This is a genomic window from Nocardiopsis rhodophaea, assembly GCF_039530945.1.
Classification (GTDB): Bacteria; Actinomycetota; Actinomycetes; order Streptosporangiales; family Streptosporangiaceae; genus Nocardiopsis_C; species Nocardiopsis_C rhodophaea.
In genome coordinates, this window is the sequence record NZ_BAAAPC010000001.1 from 387,254 (window position 1) to 412,610 (window position 25,357).

General features: G+C 67.7%; 23 protein-coding genes, 1 tRNA gene and 1 pseudogene. 13 read left to right on the forward strand and 12 right to left on the reverse strand.

Annotated features, from left to right (window positions below; all coding sequences use genetic code 11):
• The first annotated feature begins 5 nt into the window (after positions 1-5).
• The 4 genes from sigM to trxA all read left to right on the forward strand — a co-directional run bounded on the left by sigM (position 6) and on the right by trxA (position 3,030).
• Positions 6-626, forward strand: a complete 621-nt coding sequence (sigM, locus tag ABD259_RS01755) for an RNA polymerase sigma factor SigM (RefSeq protein WP_344108827.1) — start codon at positions 6-8, stop codon at positions 624-626.
• A complete protein-coding gene (locus tag ABD259_RS01760; RefSeq protein ID WP_344108802.1) occupies positions 623-1,501 on the forward strand; it encodes an anti-sigma factor in 879 nt (292 codons plus the stop codon). Before sigM ends, ABD259_RS01760 begins: the two co-directional genes overlap by 4 nt.
• Positions 1,502-1,670: 169 nt before the next feature.
• Positions 1,671-2,606, forward strand: a complete 936-nt coding sequence (gene trxB / locus ABD259_RS01765; RefSeq protein WP_344108800.1) for a thioredoxin-disulfide reductase — start codon at positions 1,671-1,673, stop codon at positions 2,604-2,606.
• A gap of 100 nt (positions 2,607-2,706) precedes the next feature.
• Entirely contained in the window at positions 2,707-3,030 is a 324-nt protein-coding gene (gene trxA / locus ABD259_RS01770) for a thioredoxin (RefSeq protein ID WP_017620593.1), read from the forward strand.
• 157 nt (positions 3,031-3,187) lie between these two features.
• Here the strand turns inward: trxA and ABD259_RS01775 are convergent, their stop codons facing one another.
• The 8 genes from ABD259_RS01775 to rpmH all read right to left on the reverse strand — a co-directional run bounded on the left by ABD259_RS01775 (position 3,188) and on the right by rpmH (position 8,591).
• Complete coding sequence (locus ABD259_RS01775) at positions 3,188-4,129, reverse strand: ParB/RepB/Spo0J family partition protein (protein ID WP_344108797.1); 942 nt, start codon at positions 4,127-4,129, stop codon at positions 3,188-3,190.
• A gap of 25 nt (positions 4,130-4,154) precedes the next feature.
• Positions 4,155-5,051, reverse strand: a complete 897-nt coding sequence (locus ABD259_RS01780; RefSeq protein WP_412759481.1) for a ParA family protein — start codon at positions 5,049-5,051, stop codon at positions 4,155-4,157.
• A 116-nt stretch (positions 5,052-5,167) separates the two neighbouring features.
• Positions 5,168-5,878: a 16S rRNA (guanine(527)-N(7))-methyltransferase RsmG gene (rsmG, locus tag ABD259_RS01785; protein WP_344108795.1), complete on the reverse strand. Its 711-nt coding sequence runs from the start codon at positions 5,876-5,878 to the stop codon at positions 5,168-5,170.
• A gap of 179 nt (positions 5,879-6,057) precedes the next feature.
• The gene (locus ABD259_RS01790) at positions 6,058-6,534 is read right to left on the reverse strand and encodes a Jag family protein (protein ID WP_344108822.1); all 477 of its coding nucleotides are present in this window, start codon (positions 6,532-6,534) and stop codon (positions 6,058-6,060) included.
• 185 nt (positions 6,535-6,719) lie between these two features.
• Positions 6,720-7,652: a membrane protein insertase YidC gene (gene yidC, locus ABD259_RS01795; protein ID WP_344108792.1), complete on the reverse strand. Its 933-nt coding sequence runs from the start codon at positions 7,650-7,652 to the stop codon at positions 6,720-6,722.
• 28 nt (positions 7,653-7,680) lie between these two features.
• A complete protein-coding gene (yidD, locus tag ABD259_RS01800; protein ID WP_344108790.1) occupies positions 7,681-7,998 on the reverse strand; it encodes a membrane protein insertion efficiency factor YidD in 318 nt (105 codons plus the stop codon).
• Positions 7,985-8,365: a ribonuclease P protein component gene (gene rnpA / locus ABD259_RS01805; RefSeq protein ID WP_412759480.1), complete on the reverse strand. Its 381-nt coding sequence runs from the start codon at positions 8,363-8,365 to the stop codon at positions 7,985-7,987. The genes yidD and rnpA overlap by 14 nt, the downstream gene beginning before the upstream one ends.
• An 82-nt stretch (positions 8,366-8,447) precedes the next feature.
• A complete protein-coding gene (gene rpmH / locus ABD259_RS01810; protein WP_017620600.1) occupies positions 8,448-8,591 on the reverse strand; it encodes a 50S ribosomal protein L34 in 144 nt (47 codons plus the stop codon).
• Positions 8,592-9,425: 834 nt separating this feature from the next.
• Here rpmH and dnaA point away from each other — a divergent pair.
• The 9 genes from dnaA (at position 9,426) to ABD259_RS01855 (ending at position 21,752) form a co-directional block, all read left to right on the forward strand.
• Positions 9,426-11,126 carry a chromosomal replication initiator protein DnaA gene (gene dnaA / locus ABD259_RS01815; protein ID WP_344108788.1) on the forward strand — a complete coding sequence of 567 codons (1,701 nt, stop codon included), beginning with the start codon at positions 9,426-9,428 and terminating at the stop codon, positions 11,124-11,126.
• A 575-nt stretch (positions 11,127-11,701) separates the two neighbouring features.
• Positions 11,702-12,841, forward strand: a complete 1,140-nt coding sequence (dnaN, locus tag ABD259_RS01820) for a DNA polymerase III subunit beta (protein ID WP_344159685.1) — start codon at positions 11,702-11,704, stop codon at positions 12,839-12,841.
• A gap of 61 nt (positions 12,842-12,902) precedes the next feature.
• Positions 12,903-13,808, forward strand: coding sequence for a phosphogluconate dehydrogenase (NAD(+)-dependent, decarboxylating) (gnd, locus tag ABD259_RS01825; RefSeq protein ID WP_344159688.1), 906 nt, complete (start codon positions 12,903-12,905; stop codon positions 13,806-13,808).
• Between the two features lie 163 nt (positions 13,809-13,971).
• Positions 13,972-15,105, forward strand: coding sequence for a DNA replication/repair protein RecF (gene recF / locus ABD259_RS01830; protein WP_344108782.1), 1,134 nt, complete (start codon positions 13,972-13,974; stop codon positions 15,103-15,105).
• Positions 15,106-15,139: 34 nt separating this feature from the next.
• Positions 15,140-15,598, forward strand: a complete 459-nt coding sequence (locus ABD259_RS01835; RefSeq protein WP_344108820.1) for a DciA family protein — start codon at positions 15,140-15,142, stop codon at positions 15,596-15,598.
• A 301-nt stretch (positions 15,599-15,899) separates the two neighbouring features.
• On the forward strand, positions 15,900-17,837 hold the full coding sequence (gene gyrB / locus ABD259_RS01840) for a DNA topoisomerase (ATP-hydrolyzing) subunit B (protein ID WP_344159690.1): 1,938 nt from the start codon (positions 15,900-15,902) through the stop codon (positions 17,835-17,837).
• Positions 17,838-17,896: 59 nt separating this feature from the next.
• On the forward strand, positions 17,897-20,476 hold the full coding sequence (gene gyrA, locus ABD259_RS01845) for a DNA gyrase subunit A (protein ID WP_344159693.1): 2,580 nt from the start codon (positions 17,897-17,899) through the stop codon (positions 20,474-20,476).
• A 156-nt stretch (positions 20,477-20,632) separates the two neighbouring features.
• Positions 20,633-21,517 (forward strand): DUF3566 domain-containing protein, encoded by an 885-nt coding sequence (locus ABD259_RS01850; protein WP_344159697.1) that lies wholly within the window; start codon positions 20,633-20,635, stop codon positions 21,515-21,517.
• A gap of 161 nt (positions 21,518-21,678) precedes the next feature.
• Positions 21,679-21,752: transfer RNA gene (locus ABD259_RS01855), tRNA-Ile, on the forward strand.
• A 101-nt stretch (positions 21,753-21,853) separates the two neighbouring features.
• Here ABD259_RS01855 and ABD259_RS01860 read toward each other — a convergent pair.
• From ABD259_RS01860 to ABD259_RS01875, 4 genes and pseudogenes are all read right to left on the reverse strand, one after another.
• Complete coding sequence (locus ABD259_RS01860; protein WP_344159700.1) at positions 21,854-22,492, reverse strand: NAD(P)-dependent oxidoreductase; 639 nt, start codon at positions 22,490-22,492, stop codon at positions 21,854-21,856.
• A gap of 25 nt (positions 22,493-22,517) precedes the next feature.
• Positions 22,518-23,492: an aldo/keto reductase gene (locus tag ABD259_RS01865; RefSeq protein ID WP_344159702.1), complete on the reverse strand. Its 975-nt coding sequence runs from the start codon at positions 23,490-23,492 to the stop codon at positions 22,518-22,520.
• Positions 23,493-23,570: 78 nt separating this feature from the next.
• Entirely contained in the window at positions 23,571-24,314 is a 744-nt protein-coding gene (locus ABD259_RS01870; protein ID WP_344159705.1) for a hypothetical protein, read from the reverse strand.
• 824 nt (positions 24,315-25,138) lie between these two features.
• Positions 25,139-25,357, reverse strand: a pseudogene (locus tag ABD259_RS01875) (ABC transporter permease); the annotation flags it as partial.

A 25,357-nucleotide genomic window follows, 5' to 3' on the forward strand; every position in this document is an offset into this window, starting at 1 on the left:
CGGTGATGAACGCGGTCCAGGAGCTCCCGGACAAGGAGTTGTTGTCCAGGCACGCCCAAGGGGATGACCGGGCCTTCGACGAACTCGTCCGGCGGCACCGGGAACGCATGTGGGCGGTGGCCATCCGCGTTCTCGGCGACCCCGAAGAGGCCTCCGACGCGCTCCAGGACGCCTTCCTGTCCGCGTTCCGCGCCGCCCACCGCTTCCGCGGCGAGGCCCGCGTGAGCACCTGGCTGCACCGCATCGTCGTCAACGCCTGCCACGACCGCATGCGGCGCAAGATGGTGCGCCCCGCCGTCCCCACCGAGGACATCACCCTCGACGCGCTCTCCAATGAGCGAGCCGCATCCGCTCCCGCTGACCCCACGGGCCGCAGCGACTCCGCCATGGACGTCCACTCGGCTCTGGACCGGCTGCCCGCCGAGCAGCGGCTCGCCCTCATCCTGGTCGACATGCTCGGCTACCGGGTCGACGAGGCCGCCGACATCCTTGAGGTGGCCGCGGGCACCGTGAAGAGCCGGTGCGCGCGGGGAAGGGCGCGACTTCTGCCATATCTCACGCATCTGAGGAACCCTCAGGCTTCGCAGGACGTCACATCTCCGAGAGGAGGTGACCGGAGATCGTGACGTCTCATGTGGACGCGGAGACCCTCGCCTTGTCCTCGGAAGGGCTCCTCGACGACGATGAGGAGCGTGCCGTCCGGGACCACGTCGCCGCATGCCCGCTCTGCGCCGAGCAGCTGAGCGCGCTCGCCGACGTGCCGCGGATCCTGGCGGAGGTGCCGGCACCGCCTCTCCCCGACGAGACGGCCGCACGCCTTGACGCCGCGCTGCGCGCCGAAGCCGAGGAGCGCCTGAAGGGCGGTACCGAGGCGCCGTGCCCGGAGCCGGGGCCCAGCGCCGGTAACGTCGTCCCCCTGCGCCGCCGGAGCGGCCCGGCGCGCTGGCTGCCCTACCTGGCCGGTGCCGCCGCCGCGGTCTTCGTGATCGGCGGAGGCGCTGCTGTCATCCGCGGGGTGATCACACCCGACCAGGCGCACCACTCCTTCGACGGCGCACCCGGCGCCACGGGCAACGGACACAGCGACGAGAACCAGCCCGAGGCGGCTCTGCCCTACCGCTACCAGCTCGTGGAGAGCGGCACCGAGTACACGGCAGCGGGCCTCGCGGCACAGGCCGCGGATGTCCTCACGGCGTCGCACGAGGCTGAGGGCCTCTCAGACGCCCCGGAATCCGCGCCCTCACCCCAACACACCCCTGACGCCTCTTCGTGCCTCCAGGAGCTCGACAGAGGCCAGGAGGACCTGGCTATGATCGATGTCGCCACCTTCCGGCCGGACGGCGGTGACGGATCGTCCGTCGATGTCTGGGTGATGTACTTCGACGCCCGCCCGGACGCCTCCTCTCCGGACACCTACGACGTCGCGGTCGTCGCGCCGGGCTGCCCCTCGTCGCCGGCGAGCAAGACGCCCCTGGCCCAGGCCACCGTCACCGATCGCTGACACGCCGCGGCCGGGGTTTGTCGACAAACGGCCGTCGGCATATCGAGAAATCGGCAAAGGTACAGCTCACACGCGCCCACTGCCCTGCATGGGAATGGGCCGCACTTACCATCTGTTGGTAGTGAACGACTTGCCCCGACACCGAGCCGACACCGAAGGGCCAACCAGCGTGAGCGACGTCCGTAACGTAATCATCATCGGATCAGGTCCGGCAGGATACACAGCGGCCGTCTACGCGGCCCGCGCCGAACTTCGCCCCCTGGTCTTCGAGGGCGCCATCACCGCCGGCGGAGCCCTGATGAACACCACAGAGGTCGAGAACTACCCCGGGTTCCCCGACGGGATCATGGGCCCCGACCTGATGGACAGCTTCCGCAAGCAGGCGGAGCGCTTCGGCGCTGAGCTGGTAGCCGACGACGTCACCGAGGTCGACCTTGAGGCCACGCCGAAGGTCGTCAAGGTGGGCGAGGACGTCTACTACGCGCACACCGTGATCGTGGCCACCGGGTCCGGCTACCGGAAGCTCGGTGTCCCCGGCGAGGAGGAGTACTCCGGGCGCGGCGTCTCCTGGTGCGCCACCTGCGACGGCTTCTTCTTCCGCGACCAGGACATCGCGGTGGTCGGCGGCGGCGACACCGCCATGGAAGAGGCCACGTTCCTCACCCGTTTCGCCCGCTCGGTCACCGTCATCCACCGCCGCGACGAACTGCGCGCCAGCAAGATCATGCAGGAGCGCGCGTTCAACAACGACAAGATCCGGTTCGTCTGGAACAGCCAGGTCGCCGAGATCATCGGTGAGGACGGCAAGGCGACCGGCGTTCGGCTGCGCGACACCCAGACCGGCAAGGAGAGCACGCTCGACGTCACCGGTGTCTTCATCGCCATCGGCCACGACCCGCGGGTGGAGCTGTTCAAGGGCCAGCTCGACCTCGACTCCGAGGGCTACCTCGCGGTCGACGCGCCCACCACCAAGACCAGGATCCCTGGCGTGTTCGCCGCGGGCGACGTCGTGGACCACACCTACCGCCAGGCCATCACCGCCGCCGGCACCGGGTGCGCCGCGTCGCTGGACGCCGAGCGCTACCTGGCCGAGCTCGGCAACTGACGCACGAGCGGACGAGCGAGCCGGCGGGCCCGCACTGTCGCGTCCGCGACACATCGACGACTTCCCCGTACACGATTTCCAGCTGTTAGGAGATTCCATCGTGGCCGAACTCAAAGAGGTAACCGACGCCAGCTTCGAAGCCGACGTGCTGAAGAGCGACAAGCCGGTCCTCGTCGACTTCTGGGCCGAGTGGTGCGCGCCGTGCAAGCAGATCACCCCGATCCTGCAGGAGATCGCGGACGAGCACGGCGACAAGGTGACCATTGTCAAGCTCAACGTCGACCAGAACCCGAACGTGGCGCGCGACTACGGCATCATGCGCATCCCGACCATGAACGTCTTCCAGGGCGGCGAGGTCGTCAAGCAGATCATGGGCGCCAAGCCGAAGCGCAAGCTGGTCGAGGACCTGCAGGAGTTCATGTAACCGCGTTGTGCCTGGGCGCTCGCCGTCCCGATGTTTCACGTGAAACGGCCCCCGAGGAATCGGGGGCCGTTGTCGTATCCGGGACATTCTGACGCAGAGAGATGTCGACTTGCTGATCTAGCGAGATGCCGACGTGGGCATCCCCCGCTCTCCCGAGCTAGTCCTCCCTCGCCTCCGGCGCCATGGCGCCGATGATGCGCTCCAGATCCTCCATGGTCGCGAACTCTACGACAATCTTTCCCTTGTTGCGGCCCATGTTGACCTTCACCCGGGTGTCGAAGGCGTCGGACAGGCGGCGCGACCACTCCTCCATCTCCGGTTGCGGCTCCTTGCGGGCCGTCGAGCGCTTCCGGGTCTGCGGCTCGTCATCCGTCTCGCCCAGGGTGATGAGTTCTTCCAACGCGCGGACCGACAGCCCCTCCTCGACGATCCGACGGGCCAGCCGATCCTGCGTTTCCGACTCCTCCACCGAGAGCAGCGCCCGCGCGTGCCCGGCGCTGAGCACACCCGCGGCCACACGGCGCTGGACAGAGGGGGACAGGTTGAGCAGGCGCAGCGTATTCGTAATGTGCGGCCGGGACCGTCCGATGCGCCTGGCGAGTTCGTCGTGGGTGGCGCCGAAGTCGTCGAGTAGCTGCTGGTAGGCCGCGGCCTCCTCCAGCGGGTTGAGCTGCTGGCGGTGGAGGTTCTCCAGCAGCGCGTCGCGCAGCAGGTCGTCGTCGCCGGTCTCGCGCACGATGGCGGGGATCAGGTCGAGCCCGGCCTCCTTGCTGGCCCGCCAGCGCCGCTCGCCCATGATGAGCTCGTACCCGCCGGCGCCCAGCCTGCGGACGACCACGGGCTGCAGCAGGCCCACCTCGGCGATGGACGCCCGCAGCTCCTCCAGGGCCTCCTCGTCGAAATGCTGCCGGGGCTGGCGCGGATTCGGCCGAATCGACCCGACGTCGATCTCCGCCAGGTACGTCCCGCCGACCAGTTCCGGGGATCGCTCGGGCCCTTCACCGTTGGGGCTGAGGCTAGGGCTAGGGCTGGAAACTGCAGGCCCCTGTGGGATCAGGGCGCCCAGCCCCTTACCCAGACCGCGCCGCTGCTGGCTCACCGACGTCTCCCTTCACGTCCCATGGTCAGTTTCCGGCGCTTGCCCTCGCACGGTAGGCGATCTCCTTGGCCGCCTCCATGTAGGCCACCGCGCCGGTGGAGCCCGGGTCGTAGGTCATCACGGACTGGCCATAGCTCGGCGCTTCCGAGACCCGGACGCTCCGGGGCACCAACGTCTTGAGTACCAGATCTCCGAAGTGGCCGCGCACTTCATCCGCAACCTGTGACGCCAGGCGGGTCCGTCCGTCGTACATCGTGAGCACGAACGTAGAGATGTCCAACCCGGGGTTGAGGTGGGACTTCACCAGTTCTACGTTGCGCAGCAGCTGGCCGAGCCCTTCGAGCGCGTAGTACTCGCACTGGATGGGGATCATCACCTCGTCGCAGGCCACCATCGCGTTGACGGTGAGCAGGCCGAGCGACGGCGGGCAGTCGATGAGGATGTAGTCCAGTTCGCTGGTGTCATAGGCGGAGAACGCGCGCTTGAGCCGGGACTCGCGGGCCACCAGGGACACCAGCTCGATCTCCGCCCCAGCGAGATCGATCGTGGCCGGCACACACCAGAGATTGTCGATGTCGGGAACGGGGCGGGCGAGGTTCCGCATCTCCTCATCCTCCACCAGGCAGTGGTAGATGGAGCGGTCGTCCGCCCCTCTCTCCATGCCCAGCGCGGTGGACGCGTTCCCCTGCGGGTCCAGGTCAACAACGAGGACGCGATTGCCGTGCATGGCCAGCGAGGCGGCGATGTTGACGGTCGTCGTCGTCTTCCCGACGCCACCCTTCTGATTGGCCACGCTCATGATGCGGCACCGCTCGGGGCGGGGCCACCCATCGTCGCCGTGCCCGCGCACCGACATGGCGACACGGGCCGCGCGCGCTATCGGCGTATCGAACTCCACCTCAGCGTGCACTTGAGGCGCCATGAAGTCCACCTCGGTTTCACGTGAAACGTCCAAGGTCGCAGATTGATGGTCAGCCCACTGCGCTGTTTCACGTGAAACATGGGGGCCGTCGGACTGGTTGTGGGGCACGAATGAGTTCACCTCTTCCGTCCGCGCTTTTTCCTACCGCCCGACGCACGGTGCTGCCGGGGCGGAGCGGGCTGGTCGCTCTTGGACGTGACAGTGACACGAACGACCGTGGTAGCGGGATCGACTTTACCGCTCCCCACCCGAATCACATCGGCGACGCAGGGGCGTTGTTTCATCAAATCCGCGCGCGCCTCTTCTAGTTCGGTCTCTGCCTGCTCCCCCTTGAGAGCGAGGAGGCTCCCTCCCTGACGCAGCAGCGGCAGCGCCCAGCCGCCCAGCCGTGTCAGAGGAGCCACCGCGCGGGCGGTGATGAAGTCGGCCTCCAGCTCACCCTTGGCGTCTTCGGCCCGACCCCGGCGTACGGTGGCGTTCTCCAGTCCCAGCAGCTCCACACACTCGCGCAGGAACACGGTGCGACGCAGGAGGGGTTCGAGCAGAACCACTCGGAGATCCGGGCGGAGGATCGCCAGCACGATACCCGGCAGCCCCGCACCGGAACCGATGTCGATGACCTCCGCGCCCTGCGGAATCAGCTCCTCGACCACCGCGCAGTTCATCAAGTGCCGTTCCCAGAGCCGCGGTACCTCGCGCGGGCCGATCAGCCCGCGCTCCACCCCGGCGCTCGCGAGCAGTTCCGCGTAACGCGTGACCACAGGCAGGGCGCCACCGAACAGAGCACTCGCCTCCGCAGGCGGTGCAGTGTCAGCACCCGAGGTCATGAGTCACCACCTTGGTCTTTTCATCGATTGATCTCCAGGTCGAGATGTCGACCTGTCGCCGTGACGGCTGAATGCAGGGAATGGGGGGGAAGTGAGCAATACAAAGCGCCCCCCACGATCCTACGCGTGAGGGGCGCTGAAGTTTCACGTGAAACCTCGGCGTGGGACGCCGCCAGCGACTAGTCCACAGGGTGAATGACGACGTACCGGTTGGGCTCCTCGCCCTCCGATTCGCTGTGCAGCCCCGCCGCCGCGACGGCGTCGTGCACCACCTTGCGCTCGAAGGGGCTCATCGGCGCCAGCGGCTTGATCTCACCGGTCCGCTTCACCTCTTCAACGGCCTCCTTGCCGATACGAGTGAGCGCCTTGCGGCGGCCCTCGCGGTACCCGCCGATGTCCAGCATCAGCCGGCTGCGGTGTCCGGTGGTGCGGTGCACCGCCAGCCGCGTCAGCTCCTGCATGGCCTCCAGGACCTCACCCTTGTCGCCGATGAGTTCGTCGAGGGTGGCTCCCACGACGGAGACCATCGCGCGGTCGCCTTCGACGTCCATGTCGATGTCGCCATCGAAGTCGGCGATGTCGAGCAGGCCTTCGATGTAGTCCGCCGCGATATCGCCTTCGCGCTCCAGCTCCTCGATATCGATAGCGGGCTCCATCGTGTCGTCCCGCTCCTCCGGCTCTGGCGCGTCCGCGACCGCGACACTGCCGCCGGTGTCCTCGGCGTTGGCTGTGTTGCTCTTGCTGTTGCTCACGAGCGAGCTGTCTCCTTCACATCCCGGTTGGCCGGGGACGCGCGTCGAGGGCCTGATACGCCTGCGCGCCACCGATGCCGTCGATGACCCTATTTCCGCGGGTTCCCGCCACCGCGCTTCGCCCGCGACTTCTTCTTCGGCTGCTTACGCTCGATCTTAGGCTGTTCGACCGGCTGAGGCTCGGACTCAGTGCGCTTTCCGAACAGGCCTTTCGCGGAGCCGTTCGCGCTGCCGTCGCTGGCGGCGGTCGCGGGGGCGCCGGCCGGGTGCTTCTTGTAGAGGAAGTGCTGCTGGCCCATGGTCCAGACGTTCGAGGTGACCCAGTAGATCAACACACCGATCGGCATCGCCAGACCAAAGAGGCCGAACGCCGGAGCCAGGTACATCATGATCTTCTGCGACTGCATCATCGGGTTGTCCGGCATCTGCGCCGTACTCCGCTTGATGCTCTGCCGCATGGTCAGGAAGGTCGTCGTCCCCATGACGACACAGGCGATGGCGATGACGACCTTCGCCATCACCGGGTCGGCGCCGTACTGGTTCAGCTCGGCGGTGGTGCTGGTGAACTGCGCGGCCAGCGGGGCGTGGAAGATCATCGCGCCCTGGGCGCTGTGCACCAGGTGTTCGGTGAAGCCGTAGCGCGCGTTCCCCTCGGCGACGCTGCGCAACACGCTGAACAGGGAGAAGAAGACGGGCATCTGCAGCAGCAGCGGGAGGCAGCCCATGACGGGGTTGGTGCCGCTCTCCTGGTAGAGCTTCATCATCTCTTGCTGCTGGCGCTGCTTGTCGTGCTTGTAGCGCTCCCGCACCTTCATCATCTGCGGCTGCATGTCCTGCATCTTGCGCTGCGTGTGCATCTGCTTCACGAACAGCGGCACCATGATCACACGCATCAGGACGGTCAGCAGGACGATGGAGAGACCCCACGCCCAGCCGCTGTCCGGATTCAGCCCCAGGAACGTCAGACCCGCGTGGATCTGGATCAGCACCCAGCCGACGATGTTGTAAAGCCAGTCCAGCACCGGCCAACTCCCCTTTTCCTTCGCTTAGCTACAGGCCCGTTGAGCCGGGTTCCGCGTCGCCGCCGGTCCCGCGGCCCGCGTTGTCCACTTCGTGGACGTGCGCGCTCCGACCCGGTGGAACGGGGTCGAGCCCGCCCGGGTGGAAGGGGTGGCAGCGGCCGATTCTCCTCACGGTCAGCCAGATCCCACGCGCCGCACCATGCTCTCGCAGCGCCTCGACCGCGTATGCGCTGCAGGACGGATAGAAACGGCAGACCGGAGGGAACAATGGGCTGATGAACCGCTGATAGCCCCGGATGGGCAGGATCAGCACCCGCGCCACGACATCTCGTCTACCGTCGCTCATGGAGCCGCTTCTCCCGGGGACGCGTCACCGCGTTCAGTGCGCTATCGAGCTGTGCGGCCAAGGCGTCGTATCCAAGGGATGCGGCCACGGGTTTGGCCCGCACTACTAGCAGGCTACCCCCGGGCAGGTGACCGATCCGATCCCGCATCAGATGGCGCAGCCGCCGTTGCACGCGCTTGCGGACGACGGCTCCACCGACCGCCTTGCTGACGACGAAACCCACCCTGGGCGGTTCCTCCCCAGCGGCGCTGTCCGACGGCGGCGCGAGGTAGACCACGCCGAGCGCCTGGCGGCCGGCGCGTCGTCCCTTGCGCATGACAAGGCCGAACTCGGCGCTGTGCCGCATACGGTTGGAAGGCGACAACATCGGTTCGGTCCTTGAACACACGAAGAGGACCGGCTGCCGGGTGGGCGAACCGGTCCTTCGGGAGACGATCGACTCGTGTCGACTACTGGCTCACGGTCAGCCGGGCGCGCCCCTTGTTCCGGCGCGCAGCGATGATCGCGCGGCCGGCGCGAGTGCGCATGCGCAGGCGGAAACCATGGACCTTCGCGCGGCGCCGGTTGTTCGGCTGGAACGTACGCTTGCTCACTGCTGGACTCCAGGGGCGTCTATGGAAGTACTACGGGCAGGCCCCACGCGAGCGGGACCCTGATGTCTGAGCTTGGTCGACGTCGCGGGGACGTTCGAGGCAGAGAACATCGCCCGCTCGCGCCGCCATGTCGCTGGATCCGGACAACACGGACCGCAGACGGATAGCGACTCAAGCATAAAGAACATACGGGCTGAACCCGCACCGGTCAAATCGACTCCGCGAGCCACCAGGGGCGACGCCCCTCCCGTACCGCGTCCGACTCTACCCGTAGCGGCGGCCCCGGCCACCGCTACGCAGCGCAACTACAGACCTCGGGAATCCGGGGCGCGCCGACTCTGTCCACAGAAATCCGGGTCTGTGGACAACGGGTTCTCCACAGCCGGTGGGCTTCCCACACACCACCCCGGTCTGTGGATAACGTGGGAGGTGGACAACCCGCCGTGCTCTCCGCCCCGACCTGTGGATTTGCCCCCGTTACCCCCAGCTCGACTCTGGGCTGAACTGCGGATTGTGGATAACTCACCCGCACAGTCGGACATCTGAGAGGCTGTGCATAACGCTGTGCACAACCTGTGGATCATCCGCGAAAGCTGTGGAACTCCCGCCGAGCAGCGGAACAGACCTCGCCGCGAACGTGGCGTCGGCCGTACACAGCCAATCCACAGTTGGCCCCTTGGTTACCCACAGGCCACTCTTGGTAACGGAGGAGATGCCCCCGTCCCGTGAGGGTCCGAGCAACGGGGACAATGGTGCGTCCGGGGCAGTCTCGCTCGGGTGTGTCAGGAGAAGTAGAAGACCAGGTGAAAAGGGGACGAACCATGGCAGGTCACCGTGTCTGAGGCACAGGTCAACCTCCCAATGGTGTGGTCGAGCGTGCTGGACAGCCTCGACAACAGCACGCTTCCCCCGCAGCAGCGGGCGTGGCTCCCGCAAACCCGGCCACTCGGGCTGATCGAGGACACCGCGTTGCTGGCCGCGCCGAACGAGTTCGCCAAGGAGGTCCTGGAAACCCGGCTGCGCCCGGCCATCAGCCAGGCACTTTCCGCGGCGTTGGGGCGTGAGATCCGGGTGGCGGTCACCGTCGATCCCACTGCCGTGCAGCCCGCACCGCCCACCACGCCGACCGTCCCCCGGGACGTTCCGGCACCGCCGGCGACCCAGGACCCGCTTCCCGGCGGTCCGTTCACCCGACCGGCGGCACCGCAGCCCGCCCCCTTCGACGAACCCGCGGCCCCCCAGTACGCGCCGCAGGCCGCACAGGAGCCCGCCGGCTATCCACAGCCCTATGGAGACCGCGGCGCCGCCCACCCCGACCAGGGCGAGGACCCGCACGCGCCCAACCGCTGGGAGACCCCGGCCGCCCCTCCCACGCCCGCCCCCGCCGACGTCCCCGCCGAGGACCAGCCGGCGGGGAGCAGCGGCATCCAGCCGGAGGCCCCCGGGAGCGCCGACGCCGCGGACGGGGCCGATGGGCAGGCGCCGTCGTCGGGTGAACCCGCGCGGCTGAACCCGAAGTACACCTTCGACACGTTCGTCATCGGTTCCAGCAACCGCTTCGCGCACGCCGCCGCGGTCGCCGTGGCCGAGGCGCCCGCCAAGGCCTATAACCCGCTGTTCATCTACGGCGGCTCCGGGCTGGGCAAGACCCACCTGCTGCACGCGATCGGCCACTACACCCAGCGCCTCTACGACGGCGCGCGGGTGCGCTACGTGAGCTCGGAGGAGTTCACCAACGAGTTCATCAACTCCATCCGCGACGGCAAGGCCGACGGCTTCCGCCGCCGCTACCGCGACATCGACGTCCTGCTGGTCGACGACATCCAGTTCCTGGAGAACAAGGAGCAGACCCAGGAGGAGTTCTTCCACACCTTCAACACCCTGCACAACTCCGACAAGCAGATCGTCATCTCCAGTGACCGGCCGCCCAAGCAGCTGATCACGCTGGAGGACCGGCTGCGCAACCGGTTCGAGTGGGGTCTGATCACCGACGTCCAGCCGCCGGAGCTGGAGACGCGGATCGCCATCCTCCGCAAGAAGGCGGCCCAGGAGCGCCTGGCGGCGCCGCCGGAGGTGCTGGAGTTCATCGCCAGCAAGATCTCGACCAACATCCGCGAGCTGGAGGGCGCGCTCATCCGGGTGACCGCCTTCGCCAGCCTCAACCGGCAGTCGGTCGACCTGCACCTGACCGGAATCGTCCTCAAGGACCTCATCCCCGACGACGAGGGGCCGGAGATCACGGCCGCGGCCATCAAGGCCGAGATCGCCGACTACTTCGGCACCAGCGTCGATGATCTGTGCGGAACCTCGCGCTCGCGGGTCCTGGTCACCGCACGGCAGATCGCGATGTACCTGTGCCGCGAGCTCACCGACCTGTCCCTGCCCAAGATCGGCCAGCAGTTCGGCGGCCGCGACCACACCACGGTCATGCACGCCGACCGCAAGATTCGGTCCCTTATGGCCGAACGCCGCTCGATCTACAACCAGGTCACGGAACTCACCAACCGGATCAAGCAGCAGTCGCGGAATATCTGACCCCGATTTTCGCGGCGCTCCCACCGAGTTGTCCCCAGAGGACCGTCATTTTCTGTGGATAACCGGTGGATAACCCTGGGGACAAGAGCGCCGATCCTGTGGGCAAGCTGTGGGCGGCTTGTGGGCAACGCGACCGACCATGGGATGACCTATCCCCGGGCGTTGTGGGTAGCCGGTGGATAACCGGTGGATAAGCAGTGGACAACCCGTGGACAACGTGTGGAATGCCGATCCCTGTCCACAGCGCGCCGAGTTATCCCCACCCGTCGTCCCCAAGCGCGGTGGATAAAAAATCGCCATCGACCTGCGCTGATACTGCTTATCCACAGTATCCACAGCCCCTATTACTACGACGCCTACCTATAGACCCCACGTGGCTTCTTCATCAGGTTTCCCCCAGATCTGTGGACAAGCGCCGGGCCGCTCGACGACCCCGCCCGGCATCGAGGCGAGTCCGGTCCGATGAGGTGTTGCAGGCACCGAGAACGGTCGAGTACGGGTACCGTGTGAAGCCGTCCCCTCTGGCGTGCTCTCCACAGGGGGTCCCCTAGGTTTCGAGGAAAGCGAGTCGGATAGTGAAGTTCCGGGTCGAACGCGACGTACTGGCCGACGCAGTCGCCTGGACCGCCCGTAGCCTGCCGGTCCGGCCGTCGGTCCCCGTCCTGGCGGGGATGCTGCTGGACGCGAGCGAGGGCGAGAGTGGGCAGCGTCTGAAGCTCTCCTCCTTCGACTACGAGGTCTCGGCCCAGGTCTCGGTGGAGATCGACATCGAGGAACCGGGGACTGTTCTGGTCTCCGGGCGCCTCCTCGCCGAGATCACCCGCAACCTGCCTCCACAGACGGTGGAGATCAGCACCGACGGCGCCAAGGTCGTGGTGGCGTGCGGCAGCGCGAAGTTCACCCTTCTCACCCTGCCTGTGGAGGACTACCCGACCCTCCCGGAGATGCCGGGGCTCACCGGTTCCATCGGCAGCGACGCGTTCGCCGCCGCGGTCAGCCAGGTCGCCGTCGCCGCGGGCCGCGACGACACCCTGCCGATGCTCACCGGTGTGCGGGTCGAGATCGAGGGCGACACCGTCACGCTCGCGTCCACCGACCGCTACCGCCTCGCCGTCCGCGAGCTCACCTGGAAGCCGGAGAACCCGGAGCTGTCCGCGGTCGCGCTCGTCCCCGCCAAGACGCTCCACGACACCGCCAAATCGCTGACCAGCGGCGCGGAGGTGGCGATCGCACTGTCCGGCGCCGACACCGGCGAGGGCATGATCGGCTTCGAGGGCGGCGGCCGCCGCACCACCACGCGACTGCTCGACGGCGAATTCCCCAAGTACCGCGCGCTCCTCCCGGACTCCTTCGACACCGTCGCCGAGGTGCAGAAGTCGGAGTTCCTGGAGGCCGTCAAGCGCGTTTCGCTGGTTGCCGAGCGCAACACCCCCCTGCGGCTCGACTTCAGCGAGGGCCGGCTGGTCCTGGAGGCCGGAACCGGCGACGAGGCCCAGGCCGTCGAGGCCCTCGACGCCGTTCTGGAGGGCGAGGACATCCAGATTGCATTCAACTCGGCGTTCCTGATCGACGGCCTCAACGCCATCGACTCCGACGTCGCACGGCTGCAGTTCACGACGTCGACCAAGCCCGCGATCATCACCGGCAAGCCGGTCGACGACGCGCCCGCCTCCGACTACCGGTACCTGATCATGCCGGTCCGTCTGTCCAGCTGACCTCCAGCGGAGGGACGCCGGTAGTAGCGACATATCCACAGGTGGTTCAGGGGGATCACGAATGCAACTTGGTATGGTCGGCCTCGGCAAAATGGGCGGCAACATGGCGGCGCGGCTCCGCGACAAGGGCCACGACGTCGTCGGCTTCGACTTCAACCCCGAGCTGCGCGACGTCGCGAGCCTGGAGGAGCTGGTCGGGCGCCTGGACGCGCCGCGCGTCGTCTGGCTGATGGTCCCGGCGGGCGAGGCGACCTCCGCCGCCATCGAGAAGCTGTCCGACCTGTTGGACGCCGGTGACCTCATCATCGAGGGCGGCAACTCCCACTATGTGGACGACCGCAAGCGCGCCGACATCCTGAAGCAGTCGGGCGTCTCCTACGTCGACGCCGGTGTGAGCGGTGGCGTGTGGGGCCGGGAGAACGGTTACGGGATCATGGTCGGCGGCGCCGCCGAAGACGTGGACCGCGCCAGGCCGATCTTCGACGCGCTCGTCCCCGACACCGGCGGCGGCTTCGTGCACGCGGGCGGGGTGGGTGCCGGGCACTTCGTCAAGATGGTGCACAACGGCATCGAGTACGGCATGATGCAGGCCTTCGCCGAAGGCTACGAGCTCATGGCCGCCTCCGATATCGTGGACGACGTCCCGGGCACCTTCGACAGCTGGCGCGAGGGCACCGTGGTCCGGTCCTGGCTGCTGGACCTGCTGGTCCGGGCGCTGAAGGGGGACCCCGAGCTTGAGGAGCTGCGCGGCTACGCGCAGGACTCCGGCGAGGGCCGGTGGACCGTGCAGGCGGCCGTCGACCACGCCGTCCCGGCACCCGTGATCAGTTCGGCGCTGTTCGCCCGGTTCGCTTCCCGGCAGGAGGACAGCCCCGCGATGAAGGTCATCGCGGCACTGCGCAACCAGTTCGGGGGCCACGCCGTGGCCAAGACCACCGACGACCCCGCGCGGACCCCCCGCTCCTAGCCGGCCGGTGACCAACGCCCCGGGCTGGGCTCCGCCTCGCGTGGGCGCTCCCGGGGCCCGTCGGAACCTCAGCGGGCAGCGGTTCTCGCCGCGGCCGACCTCATGTTTCACGTGAAACACCGGGGTATGGGGCGATTGGAACGGACGAGGAGAAAGAGGCCAGATGTACGTTTCGCACCTGCAACTGGCCGACTACCGGTCCTACGAATCAGCGCACCTGGAGCTCGGCCCCGGCGTCACGACGTTCGTCGGCCCCAACGGCCAGGGCAAGACCAACCTCGTCGAGGCGATCGGCTACGTCGCCAGCCTCGGCAGCCACCGCGTGGCCACCGACGCCCCGCTGGTGCGGAAGGGCGCTGACCGCGCCATCGTGCGCGCGGCCGTGGTGAAGGACGACCGCCAGGCCGTCATCGAGCTGGAGATCAACCCTGGTAAGGCGAACCGGGCCCGACTCAACCGCTCCCCCGCCACCCGCCCCCGCGACATCCTCGGCGTGCTGCGCACCGTACTGTTCGCCCCCGAGGACCTCGCCCTTGTCAAGGGCGATCCCGGCGAGCGCCGCCGCTACCTCGACGATCTCCTCGTCGCCCGCGCCCCCCGGCTGGCCGGGGTTCGGTCCGATTACGACCGCGTGCTCAAGCAGCGCAACGCCCTGCTCAAGTCGGCGTCGGCCCAATTCTTCAAGCAGCGCTCCGAGCCCGATCTGTCCACGCTCGATGTGTGGAACGAGCACCTGGCCGAGGCCGGTGCCGAGCTGCTCGCCGCCCGGCTGGCCCTGGTGGCCGAGCTCCAGCCGCTGGTCGCCAAGGCCTACAGCGAGCTCACCACCTCGGGCGGCCCGCCGGTGCTGCACTACCGGTGCTCCGCGGCGCCCGATGATCCGCCTCCGCCGACCGACCGCGGGCGCCTGGCCGACCTGCTGCGGTCGGCGCTGGCCGAGGCCCGGACCTCCGAGCTCCAGCGCGGCGTCAGCCTCGTCGGCCCCCACCGCGACGACCTGCTGCTGAACCTCGACGACCTGCCTGCCAAGGGCTACGCGAGCCAGGGGGAGTCGTGGTCGTACGCGCTCGCGCTGCGGCTGTCGGCCTTCGAACTGCTGCGGGCCGACGGCGACGACCCGGTGCTGATCCTCGACGACGTCTTCGCCGAGCTCGACTCCGAGCGGCGGCGCCGGCTGGCCGAGCATGTTCGCCACGCCGAACAGGTGCTCGTCAGCGCGGCGGTTCCAGAGGACATCCCCGAGGAGCTTCAGGGAGCCCGATTCCGGGTGGGGGACGGAGCGGTGGAACGTGAGTGACAGTGCCGGCCACGAGGATGTCCATCCACAGTCTGTGGACGGGGAGCGCGCGCCGAGCGGGGCCGACCTGGCCCGGCAGGCGCTCGCCCAGGCGAGGGCCGCGGCCAAGGAGCGGGGCGCCGCGCCGACGGGGCGGCCGCGCCGGACGCGACGCGGGCGGCTGCGCTCGCGCAACGAGCCGCAGCCCTTCGGCGAGGCCGTGCGTGCCTGGCTGGTGGAGCACGGCTGGCAGGAGCAGGTGGCGATCGGTGGCGTGTTCGGCCGCTGGGCGGACATCGTCGGCGAGTTCAACGCCCAGCACCTGCGCCCGGTGTCGTATGAGGGCGGCGAGCTGGTGATCGCCGCGGACTCGCCGACCATGGCCGTGCACGCCCGCGCCATGGTCCGCGACCTCCTGCGCCGCCTGAACGAGGAGCTCGGCGACGGGACGGTGCACACCATCAAGGTGCAAGGACCCGGTCGAGGACGGGGTCGGTCCCGCAACGGGCACTGAACGCCTCGCGGAACTGATGACGAGGGCTCCCGTGTGTGGGGAGTCGCGTCCCTTCCCGTTCGCGCGTTCTGATGCGGCACAGCGCCGCGGATGCCACTTTCCTGTCGCGCGCGAGGTATCATGGGACAAGTTCTTCGGACGCTTCCGCCGGTAAAGCTCGCCCCAAGAGTGGGTGGCCGGAATTGGGGCTTGTGAGCGGTGTCCGGCGCGAGGTCCTGCCTGTCGGCGCGCCTCTCCCCGGGGTCACCGTGTCCTCGCTCCGACCGTCCTCATCGCGTCCCTAGCAGGAGGGTGTTTCCACTTGGCCTACGACGCTTCAGCGATCACAGTTCTTGAAGGGCTCGAGGCGGTACGTAAACGCCCCGGCATGTACATCGGTTCCACCGGTGAGCGGGGTCTGCACCACCTGGTCTACGAGGTGGTCGACAACTCGGTGGACGAGGCCCTCGCCGGCCACGCCGACGCGATCGAGGTCACACTCATGGCCGACGGCGGCGTGCGCGTCACCGACAACGGCCGCGGCATCCCGGTCGGCCTCCACCCGGTGGAGCAGCGTCCCGCCGTCGAGCTGGTCCTCACCACCCTCCACGCCGGCGGCAAGTTCGACGACAAGGCCTACGCGGTCTCCGGTGGTCTGCACGGCGTCGGCGTCTCCGTGGTCAACGCCCTGTCCAGCCGGCTAGAGGTGGAGATCCGGTGCGACGGCCACGTCTGGCGCCAGCGGTACGAGCTCACCCGCCCCACCGCCGACCTGTCCAAGGACGAGGCGACCGAGGAGACCGGCACCCAGATCACCTTCTGGGCCGACGACTCGATCTTCGAGACGACCACCTACAACTTCGAGACGCTCGCGCGCAGGATGCAGGAGACGGCCTTCCTGAACAAGGGGCTGTCCATCACCCTCCGCGACGAGCGCCCGGAGTTCACCGGCGACGCCCCGGTCGTCCACACCTACCACTACGAGGACGGCCTGGCCGACTTCGTGCGGCACATCAACGCCGCCAAGGACCCCGCGCACGCCTCGATCATCTCCTTCGAGGAGGAGGGCGAGGGAATCTCGGTCGAGATCGCCATGCAGTGGAACCAGTCCTACACCTCCTCGGTGCACACCTTCGCCAACACCATCAACACGGCCGAGGGCGGCACCCACGAGGAGGGCTTCCGCGCGGCGCTCACCTCGATCGTCAACCGCTACGCCCGCGACCAGAGGCTGCTGCGGGAGAAGGAGGACAACCTCACCGGCGACGACATCCGGGAGGGCCTCACGGCGATCATCTCGGTGAAGCTGGCCGACCCGCAGTTCGAGGGCCAGACCAAGACCAAGCTGGGCAACACCGAGGCCAAGTCGTTCGTCCAGCGGGTGACCAACGAGCACCTGCGCGACTGGTTCGAGCGCAACCCCGGCGAGGCCAAGGACATCGTCACCAAGGCCAACCAGGCCGCGCGCGCCCGGGTCGCCGCCCGCCAGGCCCGCGACCTGACGCGGCGCAAGACGCTGCTGGAGTCGACCTCTCTGCCCGGCAAGCTGTCGGACTGCCAGTCCACCGAGCCGGAGAAGTCCGAGGTCTACATCGTCGAGGGTGACTCCGCCGGCGGCTCGGCCAAGGGCGGTCGCGACCCGCACTACCAGGCGATCCTGCCGATCCGCGGCAAGATCCTCAACGTCGAGAAGTCGCGCATCGACCGGATCCTGAAGAACAACGAGGTCCAGGCGATCATCACCGCCATGGGCACCGGGATCCACGACGAGTTCGACATCGAGAAGCTGCGGTACCACAAGATCATCCTGATGGCCGACGCCGACGTCGACGGCCAGCACATCCGCACCCTGCTGCTCACCCTCCTGTTCCGGTTCATGAAGCCGCTCATCGAGGCCGGCTACGTGTACCTGGCCCAGCCTCCCCTCTACAAGATCAAGTGGGACCAGCGCGGGTCCGACGCCGACTACGCCTACACCGACCGGGAGCGCGACGAACTCATCGCCGCGGGACTGGCGGCCGGGAAGAAGGACCCGCGCCCGCGCGACCTCGTGCAGCGCTTCAAGGGTCTGGGCGAGATGAACGCCAACGAGCTGTGGGACACCACCATGGACCCGGCACGGCGCGTGCTGCTCCAGGTCACCCTCGACGACGCGGCGCAGGCCGACGAGATGTTCAGTGTGCTCATGGGTGAGGACGTCGAGTCCCGGCGCTCCTTCATCCAGCGCAACGCCCGCGACGTCCGCTTCCTCGACATCTGACCTCGCGTTCGTTTTCTCTCGGCAGCGAACGACCCACCAGCAAAGGAACATTTGAGCCAGTGGCCGATGCGAACACTCCCGAAGCCCCAGAGGACGCCGGCGCGGTGGCCCACCGGGTAGAGCCCGTCGACATCCAGGTCGAGATGCAGCGCAGCTATCTCGACTACGCGATGTCGGTCATCGTCGGCCGCGCCCTGCCCGACGTCCGCGACGGCCTCAAGCCGGTGCACCAGCGCGTGCTCTACGCCATGTACGACGGCGGATACCGGCCGGACCGCGGCTACTTCAAGTGCGCCCGCGTCGTCGGCGACGTCATGGGTAACTACCACCCCCACGGCGACAGCGCGATCTACGACACCCTGGTGCGGCTCGCCCAGCGGTGGTCCATGCGGATGCCGCTGGTCGACGGCAACGGCAACTTCGGCTCGCCGGGCAACGACCCCGCCGCGGCCATGCGGTACACCGAGTGCAAGCTCGCGCCGCTGGCCATGGAGATGCTGCGGGATATCGACAAAGAGACCGTCGACTTCCGGCCCAACTACGACGGCCGCTCCAGCGAACCGGTGGTGCTGCCGGCGCGCTTCCCCAACCTGCTGGTCAACGGCTCGGCGGGGATCGCGGTCGGCATGGCGACCAACATCCCGCCGCACAACCTGCGCGAGGTCGCCGACGGTGTTGACTGGTTCCTGCGGAACCCCGACGCCTCCGACGAGGAACTACTCGAAGCGCTGCTCGAGCGCATCAAGGGCCCTGACTTCCCCACCAACGGGCTGATCGTGGGACGCCGGGGCATCGAGGAGGCCTACCGCACCGGGCGCGGCTCCATCACGATGCGCGCCGTGGTCGAGGTCGAGGAGGACAGCCGCGGGCGCCAGACCCTCGTCGTCACCGAACTGCCCTACCAGGTCAACCCCGACAACCTCGCGCTGAAGATCGCCGAGCTGGTCAAGGACGGCAAGGTCACCGGCATCGCCGACGTGAAGGACGAGAGCAGCGGGCGCACCGGCCAGCGGCTCGTCATCGTCCTCAAGCGCGACGCCGTCGCCAAGGTCGTGCTGAACAACCTGTACAAGCACACGCAGCTGCAGGAGACGTTCGGCGCCAACATGCTCGCCCTGGTCGACGGGGTGCCCCGGACGCTCCGGCTCGACCAGCTCATCCGCCTGTGGGTCGAGCACCAGATCGAGGTCATCGTCCGGCGCACGCGCTACCTGCTGCGCAAGGCCGAGGAGCGGGCGCACATCCTGCGCGCCCTGCTCAAGGCCATCGAGCGCATCGACGAGGTCATCGCGCTGATCCGCGCCAGCGCCTCGGCCGACGAGGCCAAGAGCGGCCTCATCGAGCTGCTGGACATCGACGACGTCCAGGCGCGGGCCATCCTCGACATGCAGCTGCGCAAGCTGGCCGCCCTGGAGGCCCGCCAGCTCACCGACGAGTACAACGAGCTCATGGCGCAGATCGAGGACTACAACGACATCCTGCGGTCGCCCGAGCGGCAGCGGAGCATCGTCAGCACCGAGCTGCGCGAGATCGTCGAGAAGTACGGTGACGAGCGCCGTACGCACATCATCCCGTTCGAGGGTGACATGCGTATGGAAGACTTCATCGCCGAAGAGGACGTCGTCGTCACCATCAGCCGCGGCGGCTACGCCAAGCGGACCCGGATGGACAACTACCGGGCGCAGAAGCGCGGCGGCAAGGGCGTACGCGGCGCCCAGCTCAAGCAGGACGACATCGTCCAGCACTTCTTCGTCACGACCACGCACAACTGGATCCTGTTCTTCACGAACAAGGGCCGGGTGTACCGGGCGAAGGCCTACGAGCTTCCGGAGGCGGCCCGCGACGCGCGCGGCCAGCACGTCGCCAACCTGATGGAGTTCCAGCCCGACGAAGAGATCGCGCAGGTCATGGCGCTGCGCGACTACCAGGCCGCGCCGTACCTCGTGCTGGCCACGCGCGAGGGACTGGTGAAGAAGTCCCGGCTCGAAGACTTCGACTCCTCGCGGTCGGCCGGCATCATCGCGATCAACCTGCGCGAAGGCGACGAGCTAATCGCGGCCCGTCTGGTCTTCCCGACCGACGACCTGCTGCTGATCAGCAGCGACGCCCAGGCCATCCGGTTCTCCGCCTCCGACGAGTCGCTGCGCCCGATGGGGCGCGCCACCAGCGGCGTCATCGGGATGCGCTTCCTGGAGGGCGACTACCTGCTGAGCATGGACGTCATCCGCGAGAGCGACGGCCCCGCCGACGTCCTCGTCGCCACGGAGGGCGGCTACGCCAAGCGCACACCGTCCGACCAGTACCCGACCCAGAACCGCGGCGGTAAGGGCGTGCTGACGGCCAAGGTCGTCGAGGCGCGCGGCAAGCTCGTCGGCGCGCTCATGGTCTCGCCGGAGGAGGACGAGGTCTTCGCGATCACCTCCAACGGCGGTGTCATCCGCACGCGGAGCTCGGAGATCAAGCAGTCCGGCCGCGCCACCATGGGCGTCCGCCTGATGAACCTCGACAAGGGGAACCACGTCGTGGCGATCGCCCGCAACGCCGAGGCGGACGAGGAGCCGGAGCCCGACGTGGAACCGGCCGACACCGCGATTGCCGAGGGCGCCGCCGAGGACACTTCCGAGAACCCCGAGGCGTAGCGCCGGCGATCAAGCATGATGAGATGGAAGGTGCGGAGGGCACGGTCGAAGGCCGCCCTCCGCACCCCGTCTGGGCTGGTCGCCGCCGAGTGCCCGCCCGGCCCGCTACCCCCTTGACCCGGTTTTCACCCGTCACATGGAAAGTCCAGCGGTAACGTGGCTAAGTCTGACAACGCTCAACGGGAATCCGCTGCTCCGGAAGCGACCGACGCCAAGGTCGACGACGAGGGCGCGACACAATCGGCCGACGAGGCCACCGAACCGGCCGCGGCCACGGGCACGGCTCCGGAGGCCGCCCCGGCCCCGGCCGCCGAAGCCGATGACGCGCCCGACGCCAACGCGTCCACCGACACGGGGGCGGAGTCGCGCAGAGGCACGGACACCGACGCCGACGAGCACGCGGCCCCCGAGGGCACGGACAACGGCGCGGCCAGCGACGCCCCAGCGGACGGCGACGCCACCGTCGCTTCGACGACCTCGAACAACCCGACCACACCGGCCGAATCGACAACCTCGACCACCTCGGCCGATGACTCCGACGTTAACCCGGCGGACACCGCAACCAACCCGGTAGCCGAAACTCCGGTGGAGACCGATTCCCAGCAGGGGGGTGTGCCAATGTCGGCACTGCAGGAAGGACCGACCGCGGTCAAAGCGACCGCGTCCAGCCGCAAGGCTCACCTGGCGGTCAGCAGGATCGAACCCTGGTCGGTGATGAAGTTCAGCTTCGTCATCTCCCTCGTGTGCTTCATCATCCTCTTCGTCGCGGTCGCCGTGACCTACGCGATCCTGTCCACCCTCGGCGTCTTCGACGCCATGACGACCCTGCTCTCCCAGCTCGCGGACAGCGGCGAGGGCGAAGAACCCATGCTGAACCCCGCCAGCTGGTTCTCCCCGGCCCGCGTCCTCGGCTACACCGGCCTGATCGGCGCGCTGAACATCATCCTCATCACGGCCCTGTCCACGGTCGGCGCGATGCTCTACAACCTCTCGGCCGACCTCGTCGGCGGCATCGACATCACCCTCACCGAATCCGAGTAACCCAAGCGCTCGGGCCGCGCCCCGGCCCGGCCCGAGCACCCATCGCGACGCGGTAAACTAAAAACCGAAGAGGGACGCGGTCTCCCGCGCCCCTTCTTCCACTGCCCAGGTGATCTCGTTCGATCCGGCCCGCCGGATACGGTAGAGTTCCACCGAAGCGAGGGCGTATAGCTCAGTCGGTTAGAGCGCATCCCTGATAAGGATGAGGCCCCAGGTTCAAGTCCTGGTACGCCCACACTTCATAGCCCCTATGCGGTCGTCGCGTAGGGGCTTTTTTGCTGGTCGTCGCTGCGTGAGATCGCCCGGGAGGCGGGTGGTGCCGGTGGCCCCACCCGATCAGTTGGCCACCCCCACCACCTGGTTGAGGCTTTCCGAGTCGTCGAGCATGTCGATGAGAGCGCGAGCGAGGTCGGCTCGTTTGATGGTGCCGCCCCGGGCCACGTTCGACCCGAGGGCCTTGCGGTAGGAGCCCGTGCCGTCTCCGTCCAGCAGACGCGGCGGCCGAACGACCGTCCATTTCAGGTGTTCGGAGCCGATGACGGCTCGCTCCATCACCGCCAGGTCCGCGTACTGCGGAGCCAGAGCCTTCCTTACCAGCGGAGTGATGACCGAGCGGATGAACAGGCTCTCCCCTTCGGGCGTGGGTCCGACCGGCGCCGCGCTCACCACCATGAGCCTCGTGACTCTGGATGCCCTCATCGCGGCCATAATCGCGTCGGTGGCCTCCGAGACGATGCCCGAGCCCTTGTTTCCCCGCGCGCCGAGCGCGGACACGACCGCGTCCCTTCCCTCCAGTACGGGGGACAGGGAGTCGGCGGAGGTGATGTTGGCGGTGGCGACCTCCAGATTCGGGTGGTCGAGGGGTAACCGGGAGGAGGCCCGCACCACCGCGGTGACCTCGTGCCCACGGTCGAGGGCGCGTCGAACAGTGTGGACTCCCGTCCTCCCGGTCGCTCCGAAGACCGTGATCCTCATCTTTGTTCCTTTTCGATGACCGGTGTCAGGAAGGGTCGACGCGGGAGAACGATTCGCCGTACACCGGAGCGGCCTGCGTGATGAAGCTGCTCGGGAAGCCGAGCGTGAAGTCTGATGCCGCGTCGAGGCGGGCGACGGCTTCGTCGGGGAGGACGAGGTCGACACCTCCCAGAAGCTCTCGAAGCTGATCGCTGCTGCTTGCACCCACGATCGGGTGGATCAGCCGGTGACGGGACCGGGTCCAGGCCAGTGCCACCTGGGCGGGAGTCGCGCCCACTTCCTTGGCGACGGTGGCCACTGTCTCCGCCGCCTGTCGCTCGGTGGCGTTCAGCGTCTCCAAGGCGCGTCGGCCAGCCATGGCACCCTTCGCCAGCGGGCCCCACGAGGCCACTGTGAGTCCGTGGGACTCCGCCATGGGGAGGATCTCGCGTTCGATGTCGCGCTGGACGACGTTGTACGGCGCCTGAACGGCCGCGGGAGCCTCCAAGCCGCGTTGAGCGGCGAGGGTGGCGGCCTGGGAGACCACCCATGCGGGGGTGTCCGAGAAACCGACGTGGAGGACCTTGCCCGAGCGGACCGCGTCATTGAGAGCGCGGACGGTCTCCTCGACCGGTGTGAGGGGATCCCAGATGTGGACCCAGTACAGGTCGATGTAGTCGGTGCGGAGTCGGCGCAGGCTGGTCTCAAGCGAGCGCACGAGGTTCTTCCGATGATTGCCTGCGGCGTTGGGGTCGGTCCCGTCGCGGGTCCACGCGTACTTCGTGCCCAGGACAAATCGGTCACGACGCCCTGACAGAAGTTCCCCCAGGTCGGACTCGCTGGCGCCACCACCGTAGTTGATGGCTGTGTCGATAACGTTTCCACCGGCATCGGAGTACATATCCAGGATGCGCTTCGCCTCGGTCAGGGGAACACCGCCCCCCTCCTCACCGAACCCTAGTGATCCGAGGAACACCTCGGAAACGCGCAAACCGGTCCGTCCGAGCAGTCGATAGCGCATATTTCTCCTCGTCCTCGTCAGTGGTTACGTGGGTCAGGGGCGTCGGTCGCCTGAGCCGTGAGGGGCCCGCTGTCGACCTCACGGACGCTGTGTGCGGGTCGGACCGGACCCATGCGACACACAAGAACATGGGCCGACGTGATGTCTCGGCGCGGCGCCGTCCGCCGCGATCCTCATGACCTCGCACACGTGGTACTCCGCACGACTCCGGGTACCCAAACGCGTCAGCTTGCCGCGGCTGGCCCACTTCCGGATCGTCGCCGGAGACACACCGGCGGCCAGTGCCGCCAGGTCGGTGGGCAGTGTGCGGTAGACGGGCTCCTGTTCCCGCGGGGCGGCCTCAGTGCGGTTGCCTCGTGTCGTCGGCCATCGGACCTCGCCGCTTCCGTTCCGGAGCTCGTGGGTCAGGAGTAGCCACTCCTGTGCGGACCAGGTGTGCCCGACTTCGCACATGATGCGCGCGGGAGACCTGTCCTGGCTGACTCGGGCGACCACGGGGCTGGCGCAGCCGTCGTGGACACAGGCTCCCAGGGGTATCTCCCTGGAGCCTCCTCCCCGCGCAACCCTTCGGGCCGTCTCAGCTGCTGACAGGATCTCCTCGACGAAGTAGCCCGCTGCCGGGTGCGACAGGATCAGGTCCAGGTGTGAGCGGAGGAAAGCGGTGAGTCGGGTGACGTCCCGACGGTTCGGGCCCCGCAGGCCGAACTCATCGATCATCATCCCCGCCCAGGTGGCCATCATCCAGGTGGCCATCATGCTGAGGAGGTCGGTCTTGGCGGTCGCCGCAGCCTCGTTGATGGGGAGACCCGGCGTCAGGCTCACGCTGACCCTTTCCCCCATCAACGGCGCCTGCCGTGGGGCCAGGAGTGCGTCGCAGGCCGCGTACAGATCCGGGATCTCGTTCAGGGTGTTCAGGAGGCGTTCATGGCACAGGCTGCAGATCTGTACGCCTTCCTTCGGAGTTCGGTCGCACTTTTCCTCTCTCCTGGCACCGTCCCTCGGTGCGACGCATCTATCCCTCATTTATTCCCGTCATCTCTGGTGTTGGGGATAAATGGCCGACCCGGTCGGCCCGATTCATGGTGTCTGTTCGAATGTGTGGATATCGAATGGCACCATGCGGGTTCGGGCATGGTGAGATGGTGAATTTTCTTGGGGGTGCTGGAAAGTGCGGAGTGAGGCCCTTCGGCCAGGCCTTGGTGGTGAGACTTCGGAATCTACTGCGCGAGTCTATCAATGTGTTGAGTATTGCACCGATGGTGATGGTCGGATTGTTGATCATTTCTTGGAGCGATATCCGCAGGTCGCGGGTTTGATTCTCCTGTGAATCCGCTTTCTGGCGCTCCAGGGGGCACCGTTGGCCGATACTGGTCAATCAAATGCCCGGCCTGGAAGTTCGCACTTGATCTTCACATGCGGTAACAGGACTCCTGTGACGGCGGCTCTGATCCAATGGCGTGACCCCAACGTCTTTGAAACGGACATCAGGAGATGAAGCTCTCAAATTGATGCCGAGTGGACGTCGTTGGGATTACCGCGATACGTTGCCGCAGCGGCGCCATTGCGCGCACACCCGAGTCGAGGGCGTGGTGGCCGGATGAAGCTCGAGGCCCCCGTAGCCCAGGACCGGGTCAGGGTCTCCCGGCTCAGGACCTCACGCGGTACCGGTACATGGTAAGAGGGCCTAAGACCGCCAGGAGGACGGCCGCCTCGACGAGCACGAGAGTGATCTGCCCGCTGGTGACGGTTCCGGACATGAGTCCACGGGTGGCGGCGGCCAGGTGGCTCACGGGATTGACGCTCACGAACGCCTGGAGCCACCCGGGCATCGTCACCGGGTCGACGTAGACGTTGCTCCCGAAGGT